The organism is Ruegeria sp. CDSB117, from assembly GCF_059611005.1.
Window position 1 is genome coordinate 63,406 of sequence record NZ_JBXWOS010000009.1, and the last position, 23,607, is coordinate 87,012.

Annotated in this window: 25 protein-coding genes, 1 tRNA gene and 1 pseudogene; 17 read left to right on the forward strand and 10 right to left on the reverse strand. The window is 55.5% G+C overall.

Features of this window, described 5'->3' with window-relative positions:
- The first annotated feature begins 681 nt into the window (after positions 1-681).
- The 6 genes from AC2FJC_RS11905 (at position 682) to AC2FJC_RS11930 (ending at position 4,254) form a co-directional block, all read left to right on the forward strand.
- Positions 682-1,107, forward strand: coding sequence for a DUF805 domain-containing protein (locus AC2FJC_RS11905; protein WP_496739670.1), 426 nt, complete (start codon positions 682-684; stop codon positions 1,105-1,107).
- Between the two features lie 343 nt (positions 1,108-1,450).
- Positions 1,451-2,110, forward strand: coding sequence for a hypothetical protein (locus tag AC2FJC_RS11910; RefSeq protein ID WP_496739671.1), 660 nt, complete (start codon positions 1,451-1,453; stop codon positions 2,108-2,110).
- A 220-nt stretch (positions 2,111-2,330) separates the two neighbouring features.
- The gene (locus AC2FJC_RS11915) at positions 2,331-2,513 is read left to right on the forward strand and encodes a hypothetical protein (RefSeq protein WP_496739672.1); all 183 of its coding nucleotides are present in this window, start codon (positions 2,331-2,333) and stop codon (positions 2,511-2,513) included.
- A 219-nt stretch (positions 2,514-2,732) separates the two neighbouring features.
- Positions 2,733-3,194: a hypothetical protein gene (locus tag AC2FJC_RS11920; protein ID WP_496739673.1), complete on the forward strand. Its 462-nt coding sequence runs from the start codon at positions 2,733-2,735 to the stop codon at positions 3,192-3,194.
- Positions 3,195-3,199: 5 nt separating this feature from the next.
- The gene (locus tag AC2FJC_RS11925) at positions 3,200-3,523 is read left to right on the forward strand and encodes a hypothetical protein (RefSeq protein ID WP_496739674.1); all 324 of its coding nucleotides are present in this window, start codon (positions 3,200-3,202) and stop codon (positions 3,521-3,523) included.
- Between the two features lie 119 nt (positions 3,524-3,642).
- Positions 3,643-4,254 carry a hypothetical protein gene (locus AC2FJC_RS11930; protein ID WP_496739675.1) on the forward strand — a complete coding sequence of 204 codons (612 nt, stop codon included), beginning with the start codon at positions 3,643-3,645 and terminating at the stop codon, positions 4,252-4,254.
- A 97-nt stretch (positions 4,255-4,351) separates the two neighbouring features.
- On the opposite strand, the gene AC2FJC_RS11935 is transcribed toward AC2FJC_RS11930, so the two are convergent.
- From AC2FJC_RS11935 to AC2FJC_RS11960, 6 genes are all read right to left on the reverse strand, one after another.
- On the reverse strand, positions 4,352-5,101 hold the full coding sequence (locus AC2FJC_RS11935; protein ID WP_496739676.1) for a TraB/GumN family protein: 750 nt from the start codon (positions 5,099-5,101) through the stop codon (positions 4,352-4,354).
- Between the two features lie 136 nt (positions 5,102-5,237).
- Complete coding sequence (locus AC2FJC_RS11940; protein WP_496739677.1) at positions 5,238-5,438, reverse strand: DUF3955 domain-containing protein; 201 nt, start codon at positions 5,436-5,438, stop codon at positions 5,238-5,240.
- Between the two features lie 122 nt (positions 5,439-5,560).
- A complete protein-coding gene (locus AC2FJC_RS11945) occupies positions 5,561-6,775 on the reverse strand; it encodes a serine hydrolase domain-containing protein (RefSeq protein ID WP_496739678.1) in 1,215 nt (404 codons plus the stop codon).
- A 999-nt stretch (positions 6,776-7,774) separates the two neighbouring features.
- Positions 7,775-8,236 (reverse strand): hypothetical protein, encoded by a 462-nt coding sequence (locus AC2FJC_RS11950; protein ID WP_496739679.1) that lies wholly within the window; start codon positions 8,234-8,236, stop codon positions 7,775-7,777.
- A gap of 244 nt (positions 8,237-8,480) precedes the next feature.
- A complete protein-coding gene (locus AC2FJC_RS11955; RefSeq protein ID WP_496739680.1) occupies positions 8,481-9,272 on the reverse strand; it encodes a DUF3658 domain-containing protein in 792 nt (263 codons plus the stop codon).
- Between the two features lie 397 nt (positions 9,273-9,669).
- Positions 9,670-10,302, reverse strand: a complete 633-nt coding sequence (locus AC2FJC_RS11960; RefSeq protein ID WP_496739681.1) for a tyrosine-type recombinase/integrase — start codon at positions 10,300-10,302, stop codon at positions 9,670-9,672.
- A gap of 684 nt (positions 10,303-10,986) precedes the next feature.
- On the opposite strand from AC2FJC_RS11960, the gene AC2FJC_RS11965 reads away from it, so the two are divergent.
- From AC2FJC_RS11965 to AC2FJC_RS11995, 7 genes are all read left to right on the forward strand, one after another.
- A complete protein-coding gene (locus AC2FJC_RS11965) occupies positions 10,987-11,958 on the forward strand; it encodes a VOC family protein (RefSeq protein WP_496739682.1) in 972 nt (323 codons plus the stop codon).
- Positions 11,959-11,972: 14 nt separating this feature from the next.
- Positions 11,973-13,487 carry a bifunctional 3-(3-hydroxy-phenyl)propionate/3-hydroxycinnamic acid hydroxylase MhpA gene (gene mhpA, locus AC2FJC_RS11970; RefSeq protein ID WP_299353562.1) on the forward strand — a complete coding sequence of 505 codons (1,515 nt, stop codon included), beginning with the start codon at positions 11,973-11,975 and terminating at the stop codon, positions 13,485-13,487.
- Entirely contained in the window at positions 13,484-14,464 is a 981-nt protein-coding gene (locus tag AC2FJC_RS11975) for a fumarylacetoacetate hydrolase family protein (RefSeq protein WP_299353559.1), read from the forward strand. Before mhpA ends, AC2FJC_RS11975 begins: the two co-directional genes overlap by 4 nt.
- A gap of 47 nt (positions 14,465-14,511) precedes the next feature.
- Positions 14,512-15,303: a DNA-binding transcriptional regulator gene (locus tag AC2FJC_RS11980; RefSeq protein ID WP_496739683.1), complete on the forward strand. Its 792-nt coding sequence runs from the start codon at positions 14,512-14,514 to the stop codon at positions 15,301-15,303.
- Positions 15,304-15,435: 132 nt separating this feature from the next.
- On the forward strand, positions 15,436-16,449 hold the full coding sequence (locus tag AC2FJC_RS11985) for a TRAP transporter substrate-binding protein (RefSeq protein ID WP_496688763.1): 1,014 nt from the start codon (positions 15,436-15,438) through the stop codon (positions 16,447-16,449).
- An 81-nt stretch (positions 16,450-16,530) separates the two neighbouring features.
- Positions 16,531-17,076, forward strand: a complete 546-nt coding sequence (locus AC2FJC_RS11990) for a TRAP transporter small permease (RefSeq protein ID WP_496739684.1) — start codon at positions 16,531-16,533, stop codon at positions 17,074-17,076.
- Entirely contained in the window at positions 17,076-18,392 is a 1,317-nt protein-coding gene (locus AC2FJC_RS11995) for a TRAP transporter large permease (protein WP_299353548.1), read from the forward strand. The genes AC2FJC_RS11990 and AC2FJC_RS11995 overlap by 1 nt, the downstream gene beginning before the upstream one ends.
- 146 nt (positions 18,393-18,538) lie before the next feature.
- Here AC2FJC_RS11995 and AC2FJC_RS12000 read toward each other — a convergent pair.
- Positions 18,539-19,665 (reverse strand): IS3 family transposase gene (locus AC2FJC_RS12000; protein WP_496739685.1). Its coding sequence is split into 2 segments (ribosomal slippage): positions 18,539-19,401 and positions 19,401-19,665, totalling 1,128 coding nucleotides; the frame shifts between segments, so codons are not numbered across the junction.
- Between the two features lie 118 nt (positions 19,666-19,783).
- Between AC2FJC_RS12000 and AC2FJC_RS12005 the strand changes: the two genes are divergently transcribed.
- From AC2FJC_RS12005 to AC2FJC_RS12020, 4 genes and pseudogenes are all read left to right on the forward strand, one after another.
- Positions 19,784-19,860: transfer RNA gene (locus AC2FJC_RS12005), tRNA-Cys, on the forward strand.
- 376 nt (positions 19,861-20,236) lie between these two features.
- Positions 20,237-20,554, forward strand: a complete 318-nt coding sequence (locus AC2FJC_RS12010) for an HPF/RaiA family ribosome-associated protein (protein WP_157707881.1) — start codon at positions 20,237-20,239, stop codon at positions 20,552-20,554.
- Positions 20,555-20,636: 82 nt separating this feature from the next.
- Positions 20,637-20,984 (forward strand): hypothetical protein, encoded by a 348-nt coding sequence (locus AC2FJC_RS12015; protein ID WP_157707882.1) that lies wholly within the window; start codon positions 20,637-20,639, stop codon positions 20,982-20,984.
- Positions 20,985-21,189: 205 nt separating this feature from the next.
- Positions 21,190-21,762: pseudogene (locus tag AC2FJC_RS12020) on the forward strand (tyrosine-type recombinase/integrase); the annotation flags it as partial.
- 50 nt (positions 21,763-21,812) lie between these two features.
- Here the strand turns inward: AC2FJC_RS12020 and AC2FJC_RS12025 are convergent.
- From AC2FJC_RS12025 to AC2FJC_RS12035, 3 genes are all read right to left on the reverse strand, one after another.
- A complete protein-coding gene (locus AC2FJC_RS12025; RefSeq protein ID WP_496739686.1) occupies positions 21,813-22,325 on the reverse strand; it encodes a hypothetical protein in 513 nt (170 codons plus the stop codon).
- A gap of 76 nt (positions 22,326-22,401) precedes the next feature.
- Positions 22,402-22,539 (reverse strand): hypothetical protein, encoded by a 138-nt coding sequence (locus tag AC2FJC_RS12030; protein ID WP_496739687.1) that lies wholly within the window; start codon positions 22,537-22,539, stop codon positions 22,402-22,404.
- A 132-nt stretch (positions 22,540-22,671) separates the two neighbouring features.
- A complete protein-coding gene (locus AC2FJC_RS12035) occupies positions 22,672-23,478 on the reverse strand; it encodes a transglutaminase-like domain-containing protein (RefSeq protein ID WP_496739771.1) in 807 nt (268 codons plus the stop codon).
- Positions 23,479-23,607: the final 129 nt, after the last annotated feature.

A 23,607-nucleotide genomic window follows, 5' to 3' on the forward strand; every position in this document is an offset into this window, starting at 1 on the left:
TAAAATCAACAAAATTTTCCGGATTGCAAATCCGTGTACACCGGTTCGATTCCGGTACTCGCCTCCATTTAAAAACAAGCACTTAGCCGAATTCTTGTAGCTATACGCGAATTTCAAACACGGATATTTGAAACAACAGCGCTGAGCCACCCCTGTGGCTAGTATCCTCAACGCAAGCGCGTTGGCGAAAAAATCGAGGCGACTGCCTTATCTTGAGAGGACAATCAAGAAACCAAGACACAGACTTCTTAAGCAGTTTCTCAGCATCGCTGCCGTTGAGCGAGAGACAGTCTAATGTCAGGTATGCGGGACAGAGCCGCCTGATGCCGGTGCAGCGAAAATCAACTTGATTGCTCTACCGTCTGACGGCATTGCCCGCGGCGGCGCAGCACGATTTCCCCAAACCGGCCATTCAAATCGTGCAAATTGGCTGAAACCCAATCCGGCCATTCGCTGCGCTCCCCTTCGATGTCTCGCATACGGACGAAGCAACCCGATTCAGGCGCGGCACCTCGGCAAGTTGGCCAAGACTTGCAAATCATTCCCCAACACAAGAAAGTATCTGCCAATGGTTTCAGGGGGTGAACAAACATGGGTTTCGTTGAAGCAATCAAGACGTGCCTCTCAAAGTACTTCGTTTTTTCGGGACGCGCGGTGCGGTCTGAGTACTGGTGATTTGCGTTGTTCGTAGTTCTCGTCAGCGTTGTCTTGGCGGTTATCGACGCTTCTCTATTTGGCATGGACCCTGAAACCGGGGAGGGTACCCAAGTTCTGACCCCAATTTTCCAGCTTGCCGTCGTCATACCCATGCTTGCCGCTGGATGGCGTCGACTGCATGACACCGGAAGACCTGGCTGGTATTTGCTTTTGCCTGCGGCATTGAGCATCGCGACCATGTTCATGCTGTTCAGCGGTATCGCTGTTTTTTCAGTTCTGGAGCAAGGAGTGGACGATCCTGAAGCGCTGAGGGGCCCTGCAGCCTTCTTGGGCGTAACAGGCTTGATGGTTGTCGGGGTTCTTCAGTTCATCCTCACAGTTCTCATGATCTGGTGGCTGACCCGACCTTCACAAGAGGGAAGCAATCAGTTTGGCCCGCGCCCGGGTTGAACAATAGAAAGCTTCGAATTGCGTAATTGGCAGAGTTTTATATCCCGACGTATCCCGTTCAAAACCATTGGCGAAACCCCGGCTGATGGCTTTCTCCGTTTTGCTTGCGCATTGGTATAGTCGCTTGGGCCAATGGGATAGTTGCAGCTCGGTTAAACTCGACTCAGCTACGGCAATCGTGATTTACTGATCTACACCTATCAACAAGGGACCAATCTATGTTTTCCACTATCTATCGCGGTCTCCCCTTCGCGTTCGCCGGTCTCTTTGCCGCCACGACCGCGCAAGCTGACTGGAACTTCAGCTCGGGCATGTATCCCAACGCTTTCATCCAAACAGGGACATGACTTTGGAGTTGCAATGCGATCGGGTCCGTTTCGCGCCGGCAGGTTATGAAGACTCGCAGAATATCGTTTCCAAGCAAGGTTTGTCGTTTCGCTTCATGAAGAACGGCTCGACAGAGGTCGGCGCCTTCCAAGCGGGGTCCGCAAATGCGGAGATCTCTATCGTCGATAACTTTCCTGTAGAGGTCCGGTTCTTCGACCAGTCAGACTACGACTTTATTCTGGATCAGATCGCCCGGAACGCCGTTCTGAACCTGTCGATGATCGACCGGGACACCACCTATGGCATCTTCACGCTCAAAGGCTCGTCCGCCGCTGTCAAATCGTTGCGCGCGGCCTGCAACTCGGGCGCATCGGCGTCTCAGTCCCAAGGCATGGAAGCGCCTGAGGGTATCGTCTACTGTGGCGGCGGCGCCGTTCAGCGGGTCATTGAGTATACAATCGTTGGCCAGTCCAGTGACCAGTGGGATGCCGTCGTGACCGTCAATGGTGAAACTGTTCGTGCCATGACCTCATACAGCTTTTTCGGAAACTCTCAGCCGCCGGCCGGTTTCCAGGTCGCGCTGCTTGGCGAAGACCGTTCCGAGTTCCTTGTCTTCAGCGACGAGGGGCGGAACTGGATCGAGTTCGGCGACTACACCTACGAACAATGCAATTGATGAAGCGATCTGCGGAGCGAAAAGCACGGGCCTTTGCGCGTACAAATGCGTGCGTTGGCCAGTCTCTCAGATTTTCAGGGAATCAACCGAAAGAAAGGCAACCAACATGAACACAACACTTAAACTCGTTTCCAGCTTACTCTTGGGGACTCTGCTCACAGCCTGCGTGGAAGATACCGGCTCCTCAAGCTCTTCCCCCAGTCGCGCGAACCAGGATTGCTTGACAGCCGTCGCCCAAGCGACGGGCAATAGTCAAGTTAGGGTCCTGTCGTCCGAGGCCCGCGAGGCCAATATCCGAGTGATCGTTGGCGTCGGACCAGATGCAGCACCTTGGCAGTGCATCACCTACGGAGATGGAACGACCGAAGGCGTCATGTCGTTAACAGACGAAGGTAGCCTCTGACGCGGCCATGGCGCGTATCTCCAGTATGCCTTCCGTGCGACGACAACGTCTATTCAATCGCACTGTTCGTCTGCGCGGCAGGCACTCTTGGATTGACCGGACAAAAAGCGCGATCGGCTGCCCGTAACGAGTGAGCCGAGGTAGGCTTCATGAATGGAAGGAAAAACAGCAATGCGGCCCCTTATCGTATCCATTTGCAAAGCCCCCTGGCGGCTCCTCTTGCCCGCGGTCTCCGCAGTGTTCTGCGCAGCCTCGGCGAGCGCCCAGGATCTGTCCGATTTGCCCGGCCAATTGCTGGAAAAGGTCGAGGCCGCCCAACAGGCATGTTCGGATTTCGAGAACGGTCAGTTCGCCCTCGAATTCGAAGCCGTACAGCGCGTCGACCTTGATGGCGACATCTATAGGGACTGGGTTCTGAACGAAGCCGGGTTTGCCTGTTCTTCGGCAGTATCTCTCTATTGTGGTACTGGCGGTTGCATGTCTCACTTCCTCGTCGAGGATCGCATGTTCTCGCTTCTCAATCAGGGATGGGACATGGCGAACATCGGCCCGTTCCGTGTGCTTCTGGCGGACGTACACGGCTCGCAATGCGGTGGCATCAACCCCACGCCCTGTATCGTGGCCAGCGCGTGGGATCCCGAGGAGAAAGTCTGGCGCAACACTGTCGCACAGTGGGAGTAGAAAAGATGATCCGCCTCGAAAAGGTGATGTCCGTCATCGCTGGCTGCGCCGTTGCACTGGCCCTGACGGGATGCGTCGAAGCGCCCCCCGAAGTCGCGATCAGCGAACCAGACCCAGAACTGGTCTTTGTCCGCGGCTACCGCGGTACCGGGGACGAATGCCAACTGGTCGGCGAAACCGCATTCACGGTCGATTTCCTCGACGATGCGGCCGATCTCGTGGCCTGCCCGACAGGAAGCGCTGCGATGTCAAGCCTGATGACCGAAACCGGGGCGCCGATCGTCACCCAAACCAACAGCTTCACGTTCTTCAGTATTGGAATCCGCTAAACTGGAGGCAGAACAAAGACGTTGAGCAGTCCGCAAAGACGAAGATCGCAAAGTAAAGGGCAAAAAAAGTGATGGCAGCGAAACGCGTTGGTTGTTTTCTTTGGGCCGAGAATTGAGTGATGAAGATCATGATTTGGATATTGCTCGGCCTGTTCGTGGGAGCCTGCTCCACTCTTTGGGTAATGAAGCAACGCGCTCATTGGCTGGCTTCCCTCGAGTTTCAACTCAATCCGCCGCCCGTACCAGCATCAGTCCTTACTGCAATTCGGCAAGCTGAAAGCAGGTCGTATGCACAAAGATCATTTCTTCGTCGACTGATGGAGGAGGCGCAGGACGTCCTAGTTTTTGCTTCCCCCCAAACGGCGTACAAGATGAACTTTTCCGTTGGCCGGTATCGGATCAAAGCGAGTAGTATCGAGGCAATCCTGCCTTGGGCCATTGCGCAGCGTTTCGTCGTTCTTCAGGACACGAGCCCAACCGCCTTTGCTCACGCACTCGCATATTTCGCGGAACAACCCGCACTGAATGACTGGCAAGCGGCAACGTACCTCGAATGGCTTAAACAAGATCACCCGTTGCTGGCTGACGAGTCGTGGTCGGATATAGCGGTAAAACCGGCACTCGTCGCAAAGCTTTATTCCGGCTACATGGGTGCAGGCGGAGCGTGGGATGATTGGCGCGAAGACCTTACCCCGGGACCGGTTGCCGTAGAACGTTTGCGTTTGAAATAAGACCCAATTTTGAGCGAGACTTTTGGATGGCCACAATGAATTTCTAAGTTTGGTCGTTGAGATAACACTCAAGGCTACGCGAAACGAACTGCCTTGCTCAGTCCAAACGCCGCCAGCTTGGATCGAGGGCCATTAGCCTTTGGACAGTTCCCGCACCGTGAGCCGCGCCATAAAGCACAACAACACTCCCTGAAGCACTATCGATGGCCTCCGCCAGATACTGGTTTCGCCAGTCGATCGTGACCCGCGTGATTTGCGTTACATCTGCAGTCGGCATGACAAATTCCCCGATCGGAGTGGTCAGGTTTTCCTCGCTGATCTCGAGAGGGCCAATCAAGGTCTCATAGGCATCCGCAAGCTCCGCCACCGTCAGGTCGATGTTGACATCCTTGCCTCCAGGAAAGCCTAGGAATTGCGCGTTATCCTGCGCCACCAAGCCACCGGATGCATTCTCCGCGTAAAAGGTTGGCGAGGGAAGAAAGCCAATCATAGCCCGCGCCCTGCGCTTGTCGTCAAGCGTAGCATCATCAAAGTCGATGAACTCATAGAACAGATCCATGCCATGCGCTTTGAGGTGTTTCACTTCGCCCGCCACGGCTTCATAGAACGCGGGCTCAGCTTGATGGATCATCGGAATGAAGTGGAGAGACCGTGATCCGTTCGTGAACGTGAATACCTTCGCGCTGTACGCCGATCCATCCACGTAAAACTGTTCCTCGGAGAGCACGTCTATGTCGCCTTCTGGCCCTTCTGGCAGCGTCCCGGGAGTGACGTGCTGAGACGCGCCTGCCAACGTTGCCCAAATTGCCACAACCATAGTTGCGACACTGGTTCTCAAAAACATCATACGATACTCCTTTTTGGCGTTCACATTGCTGCACTTGCGAGGGTCAGCCTGATGGTGGAAACAGGAGCGACAATGGTCACACAGACCAACAGCTTCACATTTTTCAGCATTCACTACCGTTGATAATGAGGGCGCTCTATCGACGCCGATCCAGGATGATCGATAGTATGACAAGCGCGACACCGAGCGCCGCAAAGATGAATGTAAGAGGCAAGAAGAAGCTCTCCTGAAGGACTCCTTCTGCGTCGACATCGCCATAGAAAAGCGCCTCCGCAAGCCATGAAAAACCAGCCAAAGCAAGACTGGCAAGGCCAAAGATGCGCAGTCTATTCCTCATGTGTCACACCTATTTTTAGACCACCAAACCTTGATGAGCATTTACACTGGTTATAGGTGACAGTAGTCCTGCCGTACACCCGGACCGACGAGTAAGGTAGATTTCTTGGAGTCCCCAGACGTTTATTCTGGCAGGGCACCTGTTTTGCGAAGGGCATCTGAAATCAACAACGCACCAAATCCGAGGGCATTACTCGAAGACGTAGCCCAGGCAACAATCGACATGTCTCGGTCAATGAATGCGGCCACCTCAGACTCAAAACCAAGGGTTTGACCGCCGTGGCCCCACAGATTATCGCCTTTCATCGCGAGGCCCAGTCCGTATCCGGATAGCGCCGGATGTGTGGTCTGAATGGTATCCATCATTTCTGACAGCGTTTCCGGTTGTTGGAAGAGTTCACCTGCGACAAGCGCTTCAATGAAGGTATGCATGTCGTCGACTGTTGAAATCACAGCGCCAGCAGCCCACCCCTGCGTCATGTTCCAGTCGGTCGTTTCGTAGTCGTCGCCTTCAAGAAATGACCGTGGCAATCCAAACGCAGACCTCGGAATACCGTTCCAGAGATAGGTCTGATTCATGCCAAGAGGTCCGAAGATCCGCGTTTCGAACGACTTTCCGATCGGCTTTTTCTCCAGCTTCTCGATGACCATCCCGAGAAGCACGTATCCTGTATTGCTGTAACTCCAGGAACCTTCCGCACCAGGTGGAAAATTCGGCTCCCCATGTTCTATGACAAAATCAACCATCTGTTGTGGCTCAAGCGGACGCACAAGAGCGTCACGGCTTGTGGTGGCGCCCTGCATCAGACCTGGTGTGCCGTCAGGAGCATTGTCAGTATAGCTGAAGATCCCGGACGTGTGCTGCGCCAGATGACGTAGAGTTATTGCCTCTCCGTGCGGTAGCCGCGCCGCAAATTCTGGGAGGTGCATGGACAACAGGTCGTCGATACCTAGTCGCCCTTCTTCCATTAGCTGCAGCAGGACAACCGCTGTCATCATCTTCGTGTTGCTTCCAATCTGGAATGGCATCGCGCAGTCGATCGGAGTGGCAGCCGAAGGGTCAGCAAATCCAGTCGCGGCTATGTACTGCCAGTCTCCGGCGCGGACTGAAAGAACAGCGCCAGGAGCTGAACCGAGCGGCGAGTCGATGACCTGTGTGAGGACGCCATCCAGAGCATCTGCGATAGCAGACGAGGCAGTGCTTTTGTCTGTGCAAATGCCCGATTGGACCTCTTCGGCATTGGTTGAAAGCGCCGCCGAGAGTGTCACAATGGCCGTCGCCACTGAAAGTAGTCCAATGTTCAAAGCGCGGCTTCTCGTCTTGCTTTGCGCCGGCATTCTGCGCCTCCATAGGGCTATTAGTGCATCTACTGTATCAAGATTGCTGTTCGTCCCATCCAAGCTGCAAGCGACAAAACACGCTCCACAGCTTTTTCTTCAGACACCGCTAGAGACGGTACCATCGCGTTATAAGCGCTTGATGAGAAACCGAGCAGACACTCTGCTCGGCTTCCTGACCGGGAACAGAAGTCTTCCGACCGACCACCATTCAAGCTCTTACGCAACGCTCATCACAAAGCCGAAGTAGGTGTCTATGGTCTTTGGACCCTTATCGGGGCTTTCACAACTCCGGTGTACATTTTGCTCTGACGGACCTGCACCTCCAGACACCGGACACATAACGGCTAAGCGGGCTAGGTGAAGTCTCACACCAAAGTCGCGGCAAGGAACATGAAGACTTCTCCCCACATTCACACGCACATTAGGTCGTAGGTGGGCGACATTCATTATCCAGGCGCTCGTACTATCCCCTTGAAGACCAGCCTGCATTGTATCCGCTTGCGAAGTAGGGTTCGAAAGTCGAATCGTATCCGTCATGACGCTCGTAGGCCATGCTCATACCCATGCCGCGGTCTTGGACACCAAGGGCGTAACCGTCTCGATAGTATTCGCACTCGTTCGCGCCAAGATTTGATGGGCAAGTGCCGCTGGAAACTGCTGCGCCAGGGGTGGTGGTCGTTTCCACGCACCCCGCCAAGGCAAGTGAGAGCGCTGTCAGACCGCAAAAAACAAGACTTTTCCTCATGTTGATCTCTTCCATCGATGTAACACCCATCCAGTAAACACTACCAGTTTACGCACGGCAACGCCAAACTGATGCGCTTCGGCTCTCCTAGGCGCATACTGCGCGATAACCGTGCGACGCAGGAAGAAGAAACTTGCGATGCACAAGTGCCTTGTTCTTATGGCTTGAGCCGCACTCCGCGCACTGCCCTCCTCTTTAATGAAAGATGGTCGACTTTGAAGTCAGTGTAGGAGCACCCTGGTTGACCATTTCTATCTCTCGACATCGATCGAATAGAAATAGGTCCCGCAGGTGCCTTCTTCGATTGCGCCACCCGGCATCTCCGCACCGCTGAACATTGCAATACCTAGGTACTCGGACCCGGAGAGTTCCTCCGTCCAGCCCGCCATGTAGGTTATGCTCTGATCTCCGCAGAGGGTGTTGTCCTGCCGAAGAGGTCCTACGTCGCCTGTAACTCGGAACACTTGTGCCGCAGGCACGTCACCGGAAACTCCCCATGCACCCGAAGCAGCTTGGTTGACGATCTCGAGTTCCAGAAGTCCACCTGTCTCAAACACCATTCGGCTGGTCGACAAAATCACCGGCCCGGTAATCGCCAAGGCCGTTTCGCTATAGGGATTGAAGGCTCTTGGTTCTTCTTCAAGCGGTTGTGCTACTGCCGGATTGCCCGAGACCCCCATCAATATGAATGTCACCAATGCCCAACGGTTCATTTTCTCTCCCAAGACTTCGAAGCCAACGCTCGCTAGGACTAGCGTAACCCCACATTTTGGGCTCAGGTCCATGCGGATTTCCTGTACCGGTTAGGTCTGGTGCCGCATGTTTCAGTTGCAGAGAGCTCCTGCGAACGACGCTATCGGGCACGAAGCCTCAATTTCGCTGGGCTGACGAACGATCCGCGCAAAACTTGGGGATCGGCTTGCCACGCCAAGCCCTCGATTGATGCGATGAACTCATCTATGTTGCCGACAGGCGAATGGCGTTTTCAAACACTCGACCTGTCTTTTTCTGTACCTCAATCAATCCGTTCTCGATCATGGCCGCCATTCGACTGGCGAAGAAGAGATCGCTCACCCGGTTGTGGGCGTCGCATCGGCTCATCGCAAGTCCCACGACACGACCGGCAACGGACCAATCGGTCGTGCAACTCGACAAGATTAGGGCATCATAAAAGTCAGATTGCACTCTAGCGACACGTCCCGCTACCCATCGGCGCAGTACACCCTTTTCTGCGCAAAGGCGCCGATATTCAGATGAATGATGTTCCCGCTCTGCACTATTCAATTTGCGAGCGTTACTGCAAATACCGGCCAGATATGAAGGCTGCCACATAGCGACGTAGTGCTGGTCGCTGCTTTCAGAAACATTGGCATGCGACAGCGTGATATCGGTACCGTGCACCCAGTCGCAAACCATATGAAGAAAAATGGTCTCTGATACGTTTTCGCCGGCCCAAACAACAACTTCCCTTGTCTGTATTCTGCCAGCTTCAGCCATAAGACGGCGCCAGGATACAAGAATGTCACTTGCCTCTTCTGGTCTTTCACCAATTTGAATAAACAAGTGCTGAAAGTAGCTTCTGCGCACTTGCAGATCGCCCAGCGGACCATGGCTGAGATCATCTGGGATGCCAATGACAGTGCCCGGCATTGCATCCGACTGACAAGCCGCGCGAAGGCATCCCACGGCACTATCGCCAAGTGCCACGTGAAGATAATTGTTGTCTAGAGTTCCACCAAGTTCAGACATATCGGTCGCTGCTATCCAGAAAAACAGTATGAGAAATGCTCGGGTATTTGCTCAACAAACACAAACTTTTGAAATTTCACGTCGTTATCTGCATTGCTAAGCTAACGGACCCCGCCCGGGCTCCAGGATTGCAAAAGGCTGCATAAAGCATAGTCGCGTGTCAAGCGCTGTTCCTTATCGCAACTCGGTCCTTGCCCTTTCAGATTTCGCTGCGATTACAACGAAAGGCCGCTCTTCTTTCTGTGGTGCCCGCACGGCGTCAGTGATCAGCTTGCAGCACCTGCGAGCATCAAAGCCAAACCACTTCCGCTTCGGGCTCGGAGCCGCCCGTCGCTGGGATTTTGACAAATGACCGGTTTTAAAAGACGAACGGCTGGTGAAGCCGTTCGCCCCATTTTCAGATGTCTATTTTCTCAGCGATGCTGAGAGCGTCCTCAAGCTCAACACCAAGATATCGAACGGTGCTGTCGACTTTCGCATGACCGAGCAGGAGTTGCACTGCACGTAAATTGCCAGTCTTGCGATAGATTTGCGCTGCCTTTGTGCGTCTCAGTGAGTGCGTGCCGTATCCGCTCGGCTCAAGGCCGATGGCGCATACACATTCACGAACCAGGCGTGCATATTGCCGCGTTGATACATGCGGTCTGTCGTGTATCCGGCTTGGAAAGAGAAAAGCAGTCCCAAGCATCTCTGGGCTGCTTACCCAAGTCCAGATGGAAACGCGCGTGTTTTCAGACACCTCGAACTGCACCGGCCGGTTTGTCTTGCTTTGTATGATCGTCACGCGGTCGCGCACCCGGTCTCCGATTACAAGATCGGCGACCTTCAGTCGGACGAAGTCGCAACCTCGCAATTTGCTATCGATCGCCAGATTGAACATCGCCAGGTCCCGGAGGTTGCCAGCCAATTCGAGCCGGGCGCGAATGGCCCAGACCTGCTTTGGAAGCAATGGACGTTTCTGACCAACCAGTCGGCCCTTGTTCCAGGGCGCGCGCTTCTGTTGGAGTGCGGGGAGTTGAATTTTGGACATGAGCTTTCCTCAATCCATCCCTCCCGCTCCATGCGTCGACACCGCGTTGACCGGTGGATTCTACGCAAGAAATCGAATGGCAGGTTTCGGAAAACCGTCTGGTTCAATGATGCTGTACTGCCGCAAGGCGGCTTCGAGCCCATTCTGTAAATTCGGCTTTCCTGCTGCGTGCGCTCGCAGCGTGGAAAATGCTGCATCAGCGTAAGATTAGGTGCTGCCGCGCAGTGGGAAAACCAGCCATTCGTGCAGAGCGCAGCAAGGATCAAAGGTCGAATTCACAGATTGCGGACAAAACGGTCATTCGCAAAACCGTGCCTTCTGTCGCCATAGGCCCATTCACGACCTTATGAACTCTGTCAAACGCTGTGGTGCAGTTTCACAAGAGCAGCCGTTCATGCATCGTGCAGCATCCATTGCCAGAGAACAGCGGACGCGTGGGCAAATTGGTCCGTTTCGGCGGCAGCATGTCCACGCCCCAATCCAGCGTGGTGTCAGAAACCGGAAATGATCCATTTTTTCGGATCAAGGCTGCGTGCAAAGATGCAATCTGCGCAAAAAACAACGCTGTTTTCAAAGGCGCTCCACGAGCACACCTTGTCCGCCTGGCGGACACTGAGCCGGACAGAAGTTCTCTCCGGTACCGTCTTTTTCTAGTTTGGTTGCGCAGCTGTGGAAGGAAATGAAATGCCAATTCAATCTTTGGGCTATCTTGGTGTGCGATCCGACCGGACGGATGACTGGAAGCAATTCGCAAGTAAAGTACTTGCCATGCAACTCGCTGATCACGGCGGGCGCCAACTTTCTTTCCGGATGGATGATTTGGTGCAGCGCCTGGTGATATCCGATGAACCCGGCGAAACGCTTGCCTTCATCGGCTGGGAACTTTCGCAGAAATCAGACCTGCAAGATTACGCCGCCCGGCTGGACAATGCGGGACATAAGGTTGGGCAGGGAAGCCGTGAATTGGCAGACCGCAGGTTTGTCGAAGACCTGATCGTATTTCACGATCCTGCGGGAAACCGGATCGAACTGGTGTGGAACCCACAAAAAGCCGAAGACCCCTTTACGCCGGGGCGGCCGATCGACGGCTTTAAAACCGGCCCGCTTGGAATGGGGCATGCGGTGTTGCACGTGCCCGATGCGACGGCTCTATTACCGTTCTATCGCGATGTGCTGGGATTTGCCGTCAGTGACTATGGTCTGAAACCAGTGCCGCTCTACTTTTTCCACGTCAACGGGCGGCATCACAGCTTTGCCATAGTTGGCTCGGGCAATTCGGGGTTTCACCACTTCATGGTCGAATATCACAACCTTGATGACGTTGGTCAGGGTTATGACCTAGCCTGCCAGGAAGAGGATGGCATTGCCTATACGCTGGGGCGCCATACCAATGACTACATGACCAGCTTCTACGCCAACAGCCCCTCGGGTTTCTTTGTCGAAAACGGATGGGGTGGGCGCGTGATCGACCCCGCGACCTGGGAGCCACATGAAACAAAGTGCGGCCCCAGTTTCTGGGGTCACGACCGTCTTTACTTGTCCGAGTCAGGGCGGGAACCTTTTGTCGACATGCGGCTCAAGGTCGCTGAGGACGGGTTGCGCGCGCCGCCCGTAGTCGATTGCCCATGGCTATATGAAACCCGTGGGCGTGGCTGAGAGAGGGGAACCTGATGGCACAGATTACCAAACATTTTGATGTCGCCATTGTCGGCTATGGGCCAACTGGTGCGACGCTGGCCAATCTGCTCGCCGAATGCGGTGTGAGTGTGGCTGTCATCGAGCGCGAGGCGGCGATTTATCATCTCCCCCGGGCTGTGCACTTTGACGGTGAAACCATGCGGGTTTTTCAGGCCGCAGGCGTAGCCGAGCAGCTGAATGAAAAAGTGCGGGTCAATCCGGGTATGCGCTTTGTCGATCAACAAAGAAATCTGCTGATGGACTGGCCCCGTCCGCAAGGGATTGGACCGCAGGGGTGGCATTCAAGTTATCGCCTTCACCAACCTGACCTTGAGAAGCTGTTGCGTGACAAACTGACCAGCCGCGACACTGCGATGATTCTGACAGAAACTGAGGTTGTTAGCGTCGAGGATCAGGGCGAAGAGGTTACTTTGTACTGTCGCAAAGCTGGCGACGAGCACAGCACAATGGTTAAGGCCAATTTCGTTGTCGGCTGTGACGGTGCTCGATCTTTGCTGCGTGAAGCCATCGGTTCTGGCATGGACGATCTGGGGTTTGACGAACGTTGGTTGGTCGTGGACCTATTGCTTAAGAGGGACCGCCCCGATCTGGGTGATCACACGGTTCAGTTCAGCAACCCTGATCGTCCAATGACCTATTGCCGAAGCCCGGAAAACCGGCGGCGGTGGGAAATCACGGTTCTAGATGACGAAACCGACGACGAGGTTTTGCAAACCGCGCGCATATGGGATTTTCTTGCGCCCTGGATTGGCCCCGAGGATGCGGATCTGGAACGGAGCGCGGTCTACACGTTTCGATCTGCAATCGCGCAGAACTGGCGCAAAGGTCGATTGATGATCGCCGGAGATGCCGCACATCTGACACCGCCTTTTATGGGGCAAGGCATGTGCGCGGGGATCCGTGACGCCGCCAATCTGGCGTGGAAACTGGCGCTTTGCGTCAATGGCGAAACCGGAATTGACTTGCTGGACAGCTATCAAGCCGAGCGCGCGCCCCACGTGCGCACGTTCATCGAAACGGCGGTGCGCTTAGGTGGTTTGATCAATACGATGGATCGCGACACCGCGCTGGCACGAACAGAAGCTGATTGCGACGGAAAGGCTCGCATGGAGTTCACCTCGCCCCCACTTGGTCGCAGTGATTTGGCCAGCCTCGTGGTTGGCAACACGCCGCACACCGGGCACCTGTTCAGCCAGCCGACACTCAGTGACGGTCAGCGGCTTGATGATGCCATCGGGTATGCACCAGTGCTTGTGGTGCGTCACAAACTGCCCCGTGATGTCGTGCCAGCCATGCGCGTTCTTGATGGAGAAGCGCATCCTGCCTTTGCAGATGCGTTGGACGAAATTGGGGCAAATGCCGTTCTGCTGCGCCCTGACCGATACATCGCCGCTAGCGCCATGACTCAGACAGACATCAAAGCAATTGCAGCTATGAGCCTGCCAACCCCTTACAAAACCATCATAGAAAGAGAGCCCGTAAAATGAAACTTGCTTCCCTGAAAACTGGCGGGCGCGACGGCACGCTGGTCGTTGTGTCCCGAGATCTTTCCCGTTTGACTTTGGCCACATCCGTGGCACCCACACTGCGCGAAGCGATCGAAGACTGGCAGACCGCCGAGCCTGCCCTGCGCAACCTTGAAAAACAACTCGAGGACGGCGTCGTCGATTCCATGTCGTATGATCCGGCGGCACTGGCCTCACCGTTGCCGCGAGCGTTCCAGTGGGCGGACGGTAGCGCCTATCTCAGCCATATGCGGCTTGTACGCAAGGCGCGCGGCGTTGACATGCCTGCAAATTCGGAATCCGACCCGTTGCTCTATCAAGGTGGTGGCGACGGGTTTCTTGGACCGGTCGACCCAATCCCCTGCGTCGATACCGATTGGGGTCTGGATTTCGAGGGCGAAATTGCCGTGGTCACAGATGACGTGCCGATGGGATGCACGGCCAAGCAGGCCAGATCGCATATCAAACTGATCATGCTGTGCAACGATGTAAGCCTGCGCCATGTCATGCGCCCAGAACTGGTTAAAGGATTTGGCTTCTTCCAGTCGAAACCCGCAAGTTCCTTCTCGCCCGTGTGCGTAACCCCCGACGAGCTGGGAGAGGCCTGGACTGGTGGGCGCATCAACCTGTCACTAGTCACGACTTACAACGGTGACGAATTCGGATGCGTCGACGCGGGCGCGGATCTGAACTTTGAGTTTCCCGAGCTGATCGCCCACGCCGCGCGTACCCGCGACCTATCGGCCGGCACGATCATCGGGTCGGGCACTGTCAGCAATGAAAACCACCAAGAGGTGGGTTCATCCTGTCTGGCTGAAAAGCGTATGATTGAAACCATTCGCGATGGCGAGCCGACAACCCGGTTCATGCAACCCGGCGACACAATCCGGTTCGAGATGCTGGACCACGACGGCACCAGCGTGTTCGGCGCTATTGACCAGTCGGTTGTGGCCGGGTGAAACTGCATCATGGGCGGACAGAACGCCCCCCTGATCGTGATGGATAAATGGCGGCAAACTCTGAAACTGTCCGCGCGCTTGCGCGTGGATTGAATATCCTGCGATATCTCAACCGGGTCGGCGCAACCCGTCCGGGTGAAATCGCGTCAGAGCTGGGTTTGCCTCGCCCAACGGTTTATCGCTTGCTGCACACGCTGGAAGAAGAGGGCTATGTCCTCTGTTCCGCCAGCGATGCCCGGGTGCGTGTGTCGCCTTTGGCCGCGGCATTGGGAGACAATGTGTCGGTGCGCTCGCGCCTTTGTCAGGTGGCGGCACCAGTTATGGCGGAATTCACCGAAACCCACGCCTGGCCAGCCGATCTTTCCACCTATGAAGACGCCCATATGGTGATCCAGGAATCGACCCATGGCCGCAGCCCGTTGTCGGTGGACCCAGGGATGGCCGGCTTTTCCCTGCCCATTCTGCGCTCGTCAGCGGGGCGGGCCTATCTTTCGGTCTGTGGTTCGCGCGAGCTGGAGATGATTATCGAGTTATTGCGCGCCGAAAACCTTCCCGAAGACATGCCGTTCCTCAGAAAAAGATGGCTGGAGGAAAACCTGACGATCTATGCCGAACAGGGATACGCCACCCGTGGCCCACACACATTCAGGCCCAAAACATCCAGCCTGGCCGTGCCTATCCTAACTGATGATCGCGCGGTCGGCTGCTTGTCGATTATCTGGGTCACCAAGGCCATGAACATGGATCAGGCGATCAAGCGTTATGCCGACGCTTTGCAGTTTGCTGCGGCGAACATCGCCACCGAATATGAAACCCTTGAAATTTCGGGTCGGCCTTAACGGCGTCTGTGGGCATATGGCGCGCTTCAAAACGCTAAGTGTCCGCCACGCGGACAGCTGGAGGCAAGAGCATATTTTTTTTGTGCTCTGAAGCGCTAGAATTTCGCCAAGAAATGGGAGGAAACACACATCATGAAACATACTTTGATCACAGGTCTTGCCGCCGGCGCGATGTCGATTGCATCCATGGCAGCGCAGGCCGCTGACACCACACTGACGATTTCGTCTTGGGCCCCGCCAACGCATGGCGTCAACGACATGATCTGGCCTGAGCTAACCAAAATGATCGAAGAAGCCACCGACGGGCGGGTCAGTGCCGAAGTCAAATATGGTCTGGGCAGCCCTCCGGCGCAATTCGACCTGGTGCTTGACGGTGCGGCCGATATCACCTGGATCTTCCACGGCTATTCGCCTGGCCGCTTCGTGTCGACGAAAATGATCGAACTTCCGGGCTACGAGGGTAACGCCGAGGCCGCGTCGGTCGCAAGCTGGCGGGCGTATGACACATTCTTTGCCGATTTGAATGAGCACAAGGGCGTCAAGGTTCTGGCGATGATGACCCATGGCCCGGGCGTACTGCATTCGAACGTGCAGATCACCGCGCTTGAAGACATTTCTGGAATGAAGTTGCGACTAGGTGGCGGCGTGTCTGGCGATGTCGGGGCTGCACTGGGGGCAACGGGCATCCGTGTGCCCGCTCCAAAAGTCTATGAAACATTGGAATCGAATGCCGCAGACGGTGTGATGATGCCGATGGAGGCGAAGAAGAGCTTCAAACTGTTCGAAGTTGCCAAAAACTCTTACGAAGTTCCGGGCGGGTTCTATCGTGGATCTTTCGCCATCATCATGAACCAGGACACATTCGACAGGCTGTCTGATGCCGATCGCGCTGCACTGGATAAGGTATTTGGCGAAAACTTGTCACGCGCTGCGGGCAAAGCCTGGGACCAGATCGATGCGGCTGGCATCGAATCGCTGCACGCGAATTCCGACAATGCACTGACACAGGCCTCGGCTGACGATGCGGCCAAGTGGCAGGCACTTACAGGACCGCTGATTGAAAAGGTCCTCTCCGAGGTCAGTGCAAAGGGCGTCGATGCAGTTGCCGCGCATGCCTTTATCGTCGAGCAGATGTCCGCCGAGTGACCTGACCGCACGTTCAGCGTTTCAAAACACCAACAACAAGGCCCTTCATTGGGCCTTGTTTCATACAGTGGACCCACCATCATGACTGAACAAGATGACCAAACCTCAAATCCAGCGCAAAACTGGGACATGTCGCTGCGACAAACAAGTCCCTGGCGCTATATCGCCGTTGCCCCGACATGGTTTGCGGCCGGTATCTTGTTCCTGTTGATGTCGATGACATTTGCAGATGTCGTTTTGCGCAGCCTGTTTGGCAACCCGATTGAATCGGCAACCGAATTAACGCGACTGTTCATGGCCATCATCGTGTTTTCGTCTCTGCCTATCGTCAGTTGGAAAGGCGCGAACATCGTGGTTGATCTTTTGGACCCGCTATTTTCCCGTCGCCTTGCGGCCCTGCGCGACTTTGTAATTGATCTTGCGTGCGGAATCTTTCTGTTGTGGCCCGCAAAGCGGGTCTGGGAACTTGCCGAACGTGCGCGCGAATACGGCGATGTCAGCGAATACCTCAACCTACCACAACACTATGTCGGTTGGTTCATCTCCGTTTTCACCCTTGTCACTGCAATCACCTTCATTGCCCGTGCCGTCGCGCGAGTAATTTCCCCAACAAAGGCAAACTTCTGATGCTGTTTTCCATCCTTGGCCTGGCTGCGGTCCTTTTCCTTGTGTTCCTGCGGATGCCGATTGCGATAGCAATGGGGTTTGTGGGGTTTGTCGGCTATGCTGAACTGCGCGGGTTTCGTGCCTCGATTTCTATGGTCGGTCGGTTGATCATAGACACCGCACAGGACTACGGGCTGTCGGTTGTCCCACTGTTCATCCTGATGGGGCTTTTCGTGAATAAGGGCGGACTGTCGCGCGAATTGTATCAGGTATCTTACGCCTTTATGGGTCACTTTCGAGGTGGGCTGGCAATGGCGACAATCGTTGCTTGTGCCGGATTTTCGGCCATCTGCGGCTCGTCCCTGGCGACTGCTGCCACGATGTCAAAAGTCGCGATGCCTCAAATGCGCAAATACAATTATGCTGACAGCCTGTCGACGGCATCCATCGCCGCCGGGGGCACGTTGGGGATTCTTATACCGCCCTCTGTCATTCTTGTTATCTATGGTTTGCTGACCGAAACCAGCATCGGAAAATTGTTCATCGCCGGTATCATCCCGGGATTGCTCGGGGTCGTTCTTTACCTTGCGGCAGTGCGCTACACGATCCTGCGCAACCCAGAGGCCGGCCCCGCCGGGGATCGCGCGAGCTGGGTTGATCGTGCCAAGGCTTTGAAAGGCGTGTGGGCGGTACTTCTGTTGTTCTTCATTGTAATCGGCGGGTTGTACGGAGTTTTGGACTTCTGGCCACTGAATTTGACATTTTCCCCGACCGAGGCGGCAGGTATGGGCGCGGCAGGAGCCTTTCTGATCGCTTTTTCGCGGCGCAGACTCAGCTTTGCTGCAACGATGCAGGTCTTGATCGAAACCGCCCAGACGACCGCCGCTCTGTTTACTGTTCTGATCGGCGCCTGGGTGTTTTCAAACTTTGTGAACCTTGCCGGCCTGCCGGAAGCGCTGCGCGCCACGGTTTCCTCTGCGGGTCTGGGGCCAATGACGGTAATGCTGATGATCCTTGGCGTCTATGTCATCCTCGGATGTGTTTTCGAAAGCCTTTCGATGCTATTGCTGACTGTGCCGATCTTTTTTCCACTGGTCACGAGCCTAGGCTTTGATCCGGTCTGGTTCGGCATCATTGTTGTCGTCGTCACCGAAATCAGCCTGATTACACCACCGGTCGGATTGAATGTCTTTGTCCTCAAAGGCGTTGTTGGGAACGTGTCGACAGCAACGATCTTCAAAGGCGTCACGCCATTCTGGGTCGTCGACATCATCCGCTTGGCCGTGTTGGTACTTGTACCAACACTGGTGCTGTTCCTGCCAAACTCTATGCACTAGCGAGTGGTGCCTCCCAAAAGGACGCTAACCAACTCTCTGATATGGCGTGTTAAAACGTACGGCTCGCGGCGTTCGGCGCTCAACGAACCTAGTTAGAGATTGGTTAGCCTTCTGATCAGCCCCATCTAAGTGGTCCAGTTTGAGTGTTAGTGCATGATCGGCCTGGTTTCCACCGGAACGATGGCCTCCGGAGCCGGTGGGCGGTAGCCCAGAGCACTATGCGGTCGTTTTGTGTTGTAATGTTTTCTCCATTGTTCAATCAGGATCTGGGCTTCACGCAGACTGTAAAATACCTCTCCGTTCAGCAGCTCGTCTCTGAAGCGCGCGTTGAAGCTTTCACAGTATCCGTTCTCCCAAGGTGATCCTGGTTCAATGTAGGCCGTTTGGGCACCGACCGCTGCGATCCAATCTCGAACGGCCTGAGCAATGAACTCCGGGCCATTATCTGATCTGATGAAAGCAGGAACGCCACGCAGGATGAAAAGATCTGTCAGCGCGTCAATAACTTCTGCCGAGTTCAAGCGCCTCTTCACCCGGATCGCCAGACATTCTCGGCTGTGTTCATCCAGAATGTTCAGTGTCCGGAACGCTTTTCCGTCATCCGTCCGATGGTGCACGAAGTCATAGGACCAGACATGGTCACGATATTCAGGCCGGAGTCGAACACACGACCCGTCGTTCAGCCAGAGCCGTCCTTTCTTCGGTTGCTTCATTGGAACTTTCAGCCCCTCACGCCGCCATAGGCGCTCAACACGTTTGTCGTTGATTTGCCAGCCGGCGTCTCTCAGAAGAGTTGCTATCCGACGATAGCCGTAGCGACCATACTGGCGCGCCAGTTCGATCATGTCGGCCACCAGGCGGTCTTCATCAGCGCGGCCAACTGGCAGTCGCCTCTGTGTTGATCGGTGCTGCCCCAAAACACGGCAAGCCCGACGCTCTGAGATATGGAACCGGCTTCGCACATGGTCAACACACGCGCGACGACGCGAAGGGCACAGTAGTTTCCCCGTGCAGCTTCCGACAGGATCAGCTTGTCCAATGTCAGGTCAGACACGGCCCGACGCAGCCGGTCATTCTCCTTCTGAAGTCGCTTTAGTTCCTTCAGTTGGTCGGTTCCCATACCGCCATATTGCTTGCGCCAGCGATAGAAGGTTTGTTCTGTAATCTGCACTTGTCGGATGGCGTCTACGCGCGGCATCCCTTGGCCGCAAAGCACCTCAACCTGCCGTAACTTCGTGACAATCTCTTCAGGCTTGTGTCGCTTGATTCCCATATCTGATCCTCCGTTTCCTAACTATACGGGCGGACCACTTCAGTGGGGGAGGATCACGCAAAGAGCGTTGAAACTTTCGCTTTTTGTTCACTTTTTGTCAGGGGGTGTTTTGCACCCATAAGCCGTTGTTTTCGCTGCCTGTCTTTATGGATTGCAAATCCGTGTACACCGGTTCGATTCCGGTACTCACCTCCATTTAAAAACAAGCACTTAGCCGAATTCTTGTAGCTATACGTGAATTTCAAACACGGATATTTGAAATTATAGCGCCGAGCCGCCCCCGCCGCTCTAACTCGCAACGAAAGCGCATGTGTGAAAAATCGAGGCTATTGCCTTCTCTTGACGGGCAAACAAAGGACCAACACACAGACTTCTTAAGCAATATCTCAGCATCCCTGCCGTTGATCGAGAAACAAACGAATGTCCGGTGCAGGACAAACCTGCCATCAGGGAAGCTCCATTGGCCCGACATTTGATTCAAAGCAACGCACGGCGCTGCCTGTCGTGATAGAGTTGTAAGCTCTACAACGTTATCCCTTTCATTTTTTGGGATTTTTCGAAGGACGCCAAAATGCATATCGAAGTCAGTACAGATAACAGCATCAAGGGGAGTGAAGCGATCACGGCCCAAATTACGGGATTGGTACAGAACGACCTGGCCTACCTTGCAGAACATATAACCAGAATCGAGGTCCATCTCAGTGATGCCAACGCCGACAAGTCCGGCCCAGATGATATAAAATGTGTTCTGGAAGCACGGCTCAAAGGCCAGCAGCCTATGGCCGTCACGGATTCGGCCTCGAGTTTAGAACAGGCAACGAGGGGCGCAGCCGGCAAGATGAAAAGCGCACTAGAAAGCACTCTCGGGAAACTAACGGACCGTCGCTAACATATTCGGCATCAATCTTTCATTTCACCGATCGATCTACACCCTCGGGCAATAAGGCATCTGACAATGATGGAGTTAGATTATGACAGACGAAGACAAGCTTTGGGCACTTGAAGAGCGGTTTTGGACGGAAGGCGCTGACAATGCGCGGAAGATGACGACAAAGGGCGCCGTATTTGTTCTCCCTTATCCGCCGGGAATACTTCAAGGCGACACTGTGTGGCGCGAGAGCTTAGTCGCGCAGAGGTGGCGGTCCGTCGTATTTTCGGAGCGCTACTATAAACAAGAAAAGAATGTTACCGTTTTGGCCTACCGTGTCTCAGCAGAACGCGGGGACACACCGATCTACGAAGCCCTTTGCACTTCCACCTACCTGCGGGATGAAGGCAAATGGCTTCGAGTTTTGCACCAACAAAGCCCCATAGCATAACTGTTCCACGGGCGCTGGCACCGGCTTGCTGTGCGACTGTGGCGTTCCGAATGGTCAACGTCCGATTAGGGCACAGGACGAAGCCGCTGCCGAGGCAATGGCGCTTGTTGCGAGTGTTGCACGATGCTTCAGGGACCGCGCGTTATGCGATCTGGCTGACTTGTTTGACGATTGAGGTTTCTCAATCGACAGGCAGGAGGATTTCATGGTCAGCGAGAGAACCACACCGATGCGGGAGCGGATGATCGAAGACATGCGTATTCGGGGCCTGGGGAACAAATCCCAGCAGGCGCACCTCCGGGCGATCAAGGATTTTGCCGGTTTTCTGGGGCGCTCGCCCGACACGGCGACGCCGGAGGAGCTTCGCGGGTATCAGCTTCACATGACTGACACCGAAGTCACGCCCTCAGTCTACAACAGTCGCATCACCGCTCTGCGTTTCTTTTTTTTCGATGACCAGCGGGCGGGATGAGATGAAGCGGTACATGCAGTTTCGCTCAGAACCGTGCAAACTACCTGCGGTGCTCAGAGTCGAGGAAGTTTCTGATCTTCTGTCGGTCGCCCCCGGTCCGGGGTCAAGTACCGCCCGGCGCTCAGCATTTCCTATGGCGCGGGGCTTCGGACCTCCGAGGTCTGCAATCTCACCACCTGCGATATCGAAAGTGATCAGATGCTGATCCATGTTGTGCAAGGCAAGGGGCGGAAGGATCGCAAGGTGATGCTGTCGCCCGGATTGCTCGACCTTTTGCGCGACTATTGGTGCGAGGCACGCCCCGATCAGGGCACAGGCCGAAGACTTGCTGCCGGTTGAGTACTTCCAAGTGGTCTTCACTCTCCCATAGCCGACGTCCCTGTCGGTCGTGGAGGCATGCCCTCGTTTTCAGCAGCATGGATTGACGCCATGTCACGTGCACCTAGACGCGCCGGGTTCCGGTCCAGGACATCCCTGTCAGACTGGGGCGTACCGTGCCCCGAATAGAGATGCCGCATATGTGCTGCAGAGACCCCGTCGGCCTCCATCACGAGGCGTACCATCGGATCAGCCAGCATTTCCTCAAGGAAGAAGTCGGTCAACTCTCTGCCTGTCAGCTTGTCCTTGGCGCGGGCATGGTCCAGGTCGGCAAGGGAAACGGTCAGAGTTCGCGCAAGCCCCGGATGCGATATCCGGGGATGAAGTTTCACCAGGACGGAGGCTTTCCAGGCTGCGGGATCCTGTTGATCTGGGGGTGAAACCAACTCCGTTTCGATCTCGTACTCTCCCGCCGGGAGCGTCTCGTCAAAGCCTGGAACGGTGAAGGGCCGAGAAAAAACCGCAACGGACTTGCTCGTTAGATCTTCCATTGGCGCGTTCCTTTCCCTTGTTGCTGTGAATGGTCCGCGCCGCTCACAGGAATGAGGCGCGTAACCTGTGTACGTCTCAAGATGTCTTGGACTTCGCGGGTGCTTCCTTGCTAGCGGCCTTGGGCTCGGTCTCCTTGGCAGGGGGCGTTGCTGTTTTCGCAGGCTTGGGCTTTAGCGCAGCCGCAGCCCTGGCGGTCAGGTCCTTGAAGGACATTTCATCGATCCTTTGATTATCCGACGCCAACTCCTCGTCCATGTCGGACCGGGATACCTCGCATCGGTACTGTATATATGGGGGCTGGCGACCCGAATTGCGATGGTGCATCGAAAAGGAAGCCGAGGTCAGTCAGGCCAATTCATCTGTCCAAACCTTGAATTCCATCAAAGTGTTCTGGCCGAATGTCTGGGTCAGAGGGACATCGGCAGCATCGCGACCGCGCGCGATCAGGATTCTCGCAAACCTCGGCTTGTTGTTCCGCGGGTCGCACATGTGCCATTCACCAGCGAGAAAGACCTCCATCCACGCGGCAAAATCCCTGGGTGGATGAGGGAGAGGTTCACCGATGTCGCTCAGGTATCCGGTGCAGTAGCGGGCCGGAATGTTCATGCAACGACACAGCGCGATGGCAAGATGTGCAAAGTCGCGGCAGACACCGTGTCGCTCGGCGAGGGTCTGCGATGCGGTGCGCGTCGCCTTCGCCTGCATGTAGTCGAAGCGGACATGTCCATGCACGAAATCACAGATCGCCTGGACGCGTGACCATCCGGGATCCGCGGTCTCGAAAAGGCACCACGCCTCCTCCGACAGAAGGTCGGTATCGCAATACCGGCTGCCCTGCAGAAACACGAGCGTCTCGAAAGGCAGATCCTGAACCGCGTGCTGCTGCGCGTCGGGAATGGAGGGATCAGGCTGGCCCGAGTCGCGGAAGATGCCATCCGTCGACAGGCAGAAGTCGCCCGCCGGAGCCAGGACGCGTGTACACCAGTTGCCGAAGCCATCCCGGTAGCTTTCGAGCGGCACGCTTGGCGACGTCACGAGGTAATCGGCACGCTCCAGATCGCCAAAGCGCGAGTAGTGGACGTTCAGCATCGCAATCAGTGGCGTCGGCTGCGGGAAGCTGTAGCGCAGACGGCACCCGATGCTGACCCGCATGCCTGACAAACGGCCGCGCCTGGTCATGTCATGATCATCTTGCAAGGATGAGCGTCCGGTCAACCGTCGCGTGGGCGTGGGCGTGGGCGCGGGCGGGGGCGAGGAGCCTCTGAAATTCGATCGCGATGG

Bases quoted from the DNA above. Each gene is read 5' to 3' on its own strand.
- AC2FJC_RS12035 (WP_496739771.1), bottom strand. From the start codon at position 23,478: ATGCGGGTCAGCATCGGGTGCCGTCTGCGCTACAGCTTCCCGCAGCCG.
- AC2FJC_RS11945 (WP_496739678.1), bottom strand. From the start codon at position 6,775: ATGCCGGCGCAAAGCAAGACGAGAAGCCGCGCTTTGAACATTGGACTA.
- AC2FJC_RS11960 (WP_496739681.1), bottom strand. From the start codon at position 10,302: ATGTCCAAAATTCAACTCCCCGCACTCCAACAGAAGCGCGCGCCCTGG.
- AC2FJC_RS11990 (WP_496739684.1), top strand. From the start codon at position 16,531: ATGACTGAACAAGATGACCAAACCTCAAATCCAGCGCAAAACTGGGAC.
- AC2FJC_RS11925 (WP_496739674.1), top strand. From the start codon at position 3,200: ATGATCCGCCTCGAAAAGGTGATGTCCGTCATCGCTGGCTGCGCCGTT.
- AC2FJC_RS11985 (WP_496688763.1), top strand. From the start codon at position 15,436: ATGAAACATACTTTGATCACAGGTCTTGCCGCCGGCGCGATGTCGATT.
- AC2FJC_RS11940 (WP_496739677.1), bottom strand. From the start codon at position 5,438: ATGAGGAATAGACTGCGCATCTTTGGCCTTGCCAGTCTTGCTTTGGCT.
- AC2FJC_RS11930 (WP_496739675.1), top strand. From the start codon at position 3,643: ATGAAGATCATGATTTGGATATTGCTCGGCCTGTTCGTGGGAGCCTGC.
- mhpA (WP_299353562.1), top strand. From the start codon at position 11,973: ATGGCACAGATTACCAAACATTTTGATGTCGCCATTGTCGGCTATGGG.
- AC2FJC_RS12025 (WP_496739686.1), bottom strand. From the start codon at position 22,325: ATGGAAGATCTAACGAGCAAGTCCGTTGCGGTTTTTTCTCGGCCCTTC.
- AC2FJC_RS12015 (WP_157707882.1), top strand. From the start codon at position 20,637: ATGACAGACGAAGACAAGCTTTGGGCACTTGAAGAGCGGTTTTGGACG.
- AC2FJC_RS11965 (WP_496739682.1), top strand. From the start codon at position 10,987: ATGCCAATTCAATCTTTGGGCTATCTTGGTGTGCGATCCGACCGGACG.
- AC2FJC_RS12010 (WP_157707881.1), top strand. From the start codon at position 20,237: ATGCATATCGAAGTCAGTACAGATAACAGCATCAAGGGGAGTGAAGCG.
- AC2FJC_RS11980 (WP_496739683.1), top strand. From the start codon at position 14,512: ATGGCGGCAAACTCTGAAACTGTCCGCGCGCTTGCGCGTGGATTGAAT.
- AC2FJC_RS11935 (WP_496739676.1), bottom strand. From the start codon at position 5,101: ATGATGTTTTTGAGAACCAGTGTCGCAACTATGGTTGTGGCAATTTGG.
- AC2FJC_RS12030 (WP_496739687.1), bottom strand. From the start codon at position 22,539: ATGTCCTTCAAGGACCTGACCGCCAGGGCTGCGGCTGCGCTAAAGCCC.
- AC2FJC_RS11910 (WP_496739671.1), top strand. From the start codon at position 1,451: ATGACTTTGGAGTTGCAATGCGATCGGGTCCGTTTCGCGCCGGCAGGT.
- AC2FJC_RS11955 (WP_496739680.1), bottom strand. From the start codon at position 9,272: ATGTCTGAACTTGGTGGAACTCTAGACAACAATTATCTTCACGTGGCA.
- AC2FJC_RS11975 (WP_299353559.1), top strand. From the start codon at position 13,484: ATGAAACTTGCTTCCCTGAAAACTGGCGGGCGCGACGGCACGCTGGTC.
- AC2FJC_RS11950 (WP_496739679.1), bottom strand. From the start codon at position 8,236: ATGAACCGTTGGGCATTGGTGACATTCATATTGATGGGGGTCTCGGGC.
- AC2FJC_RS11995 (WP_299353548.1), top strand. From the start codon at position 17,076: ATGCTGTTTTCCATCCTTGGCCTGGCTGCGGTCCTTTTCCTTGTGTTC.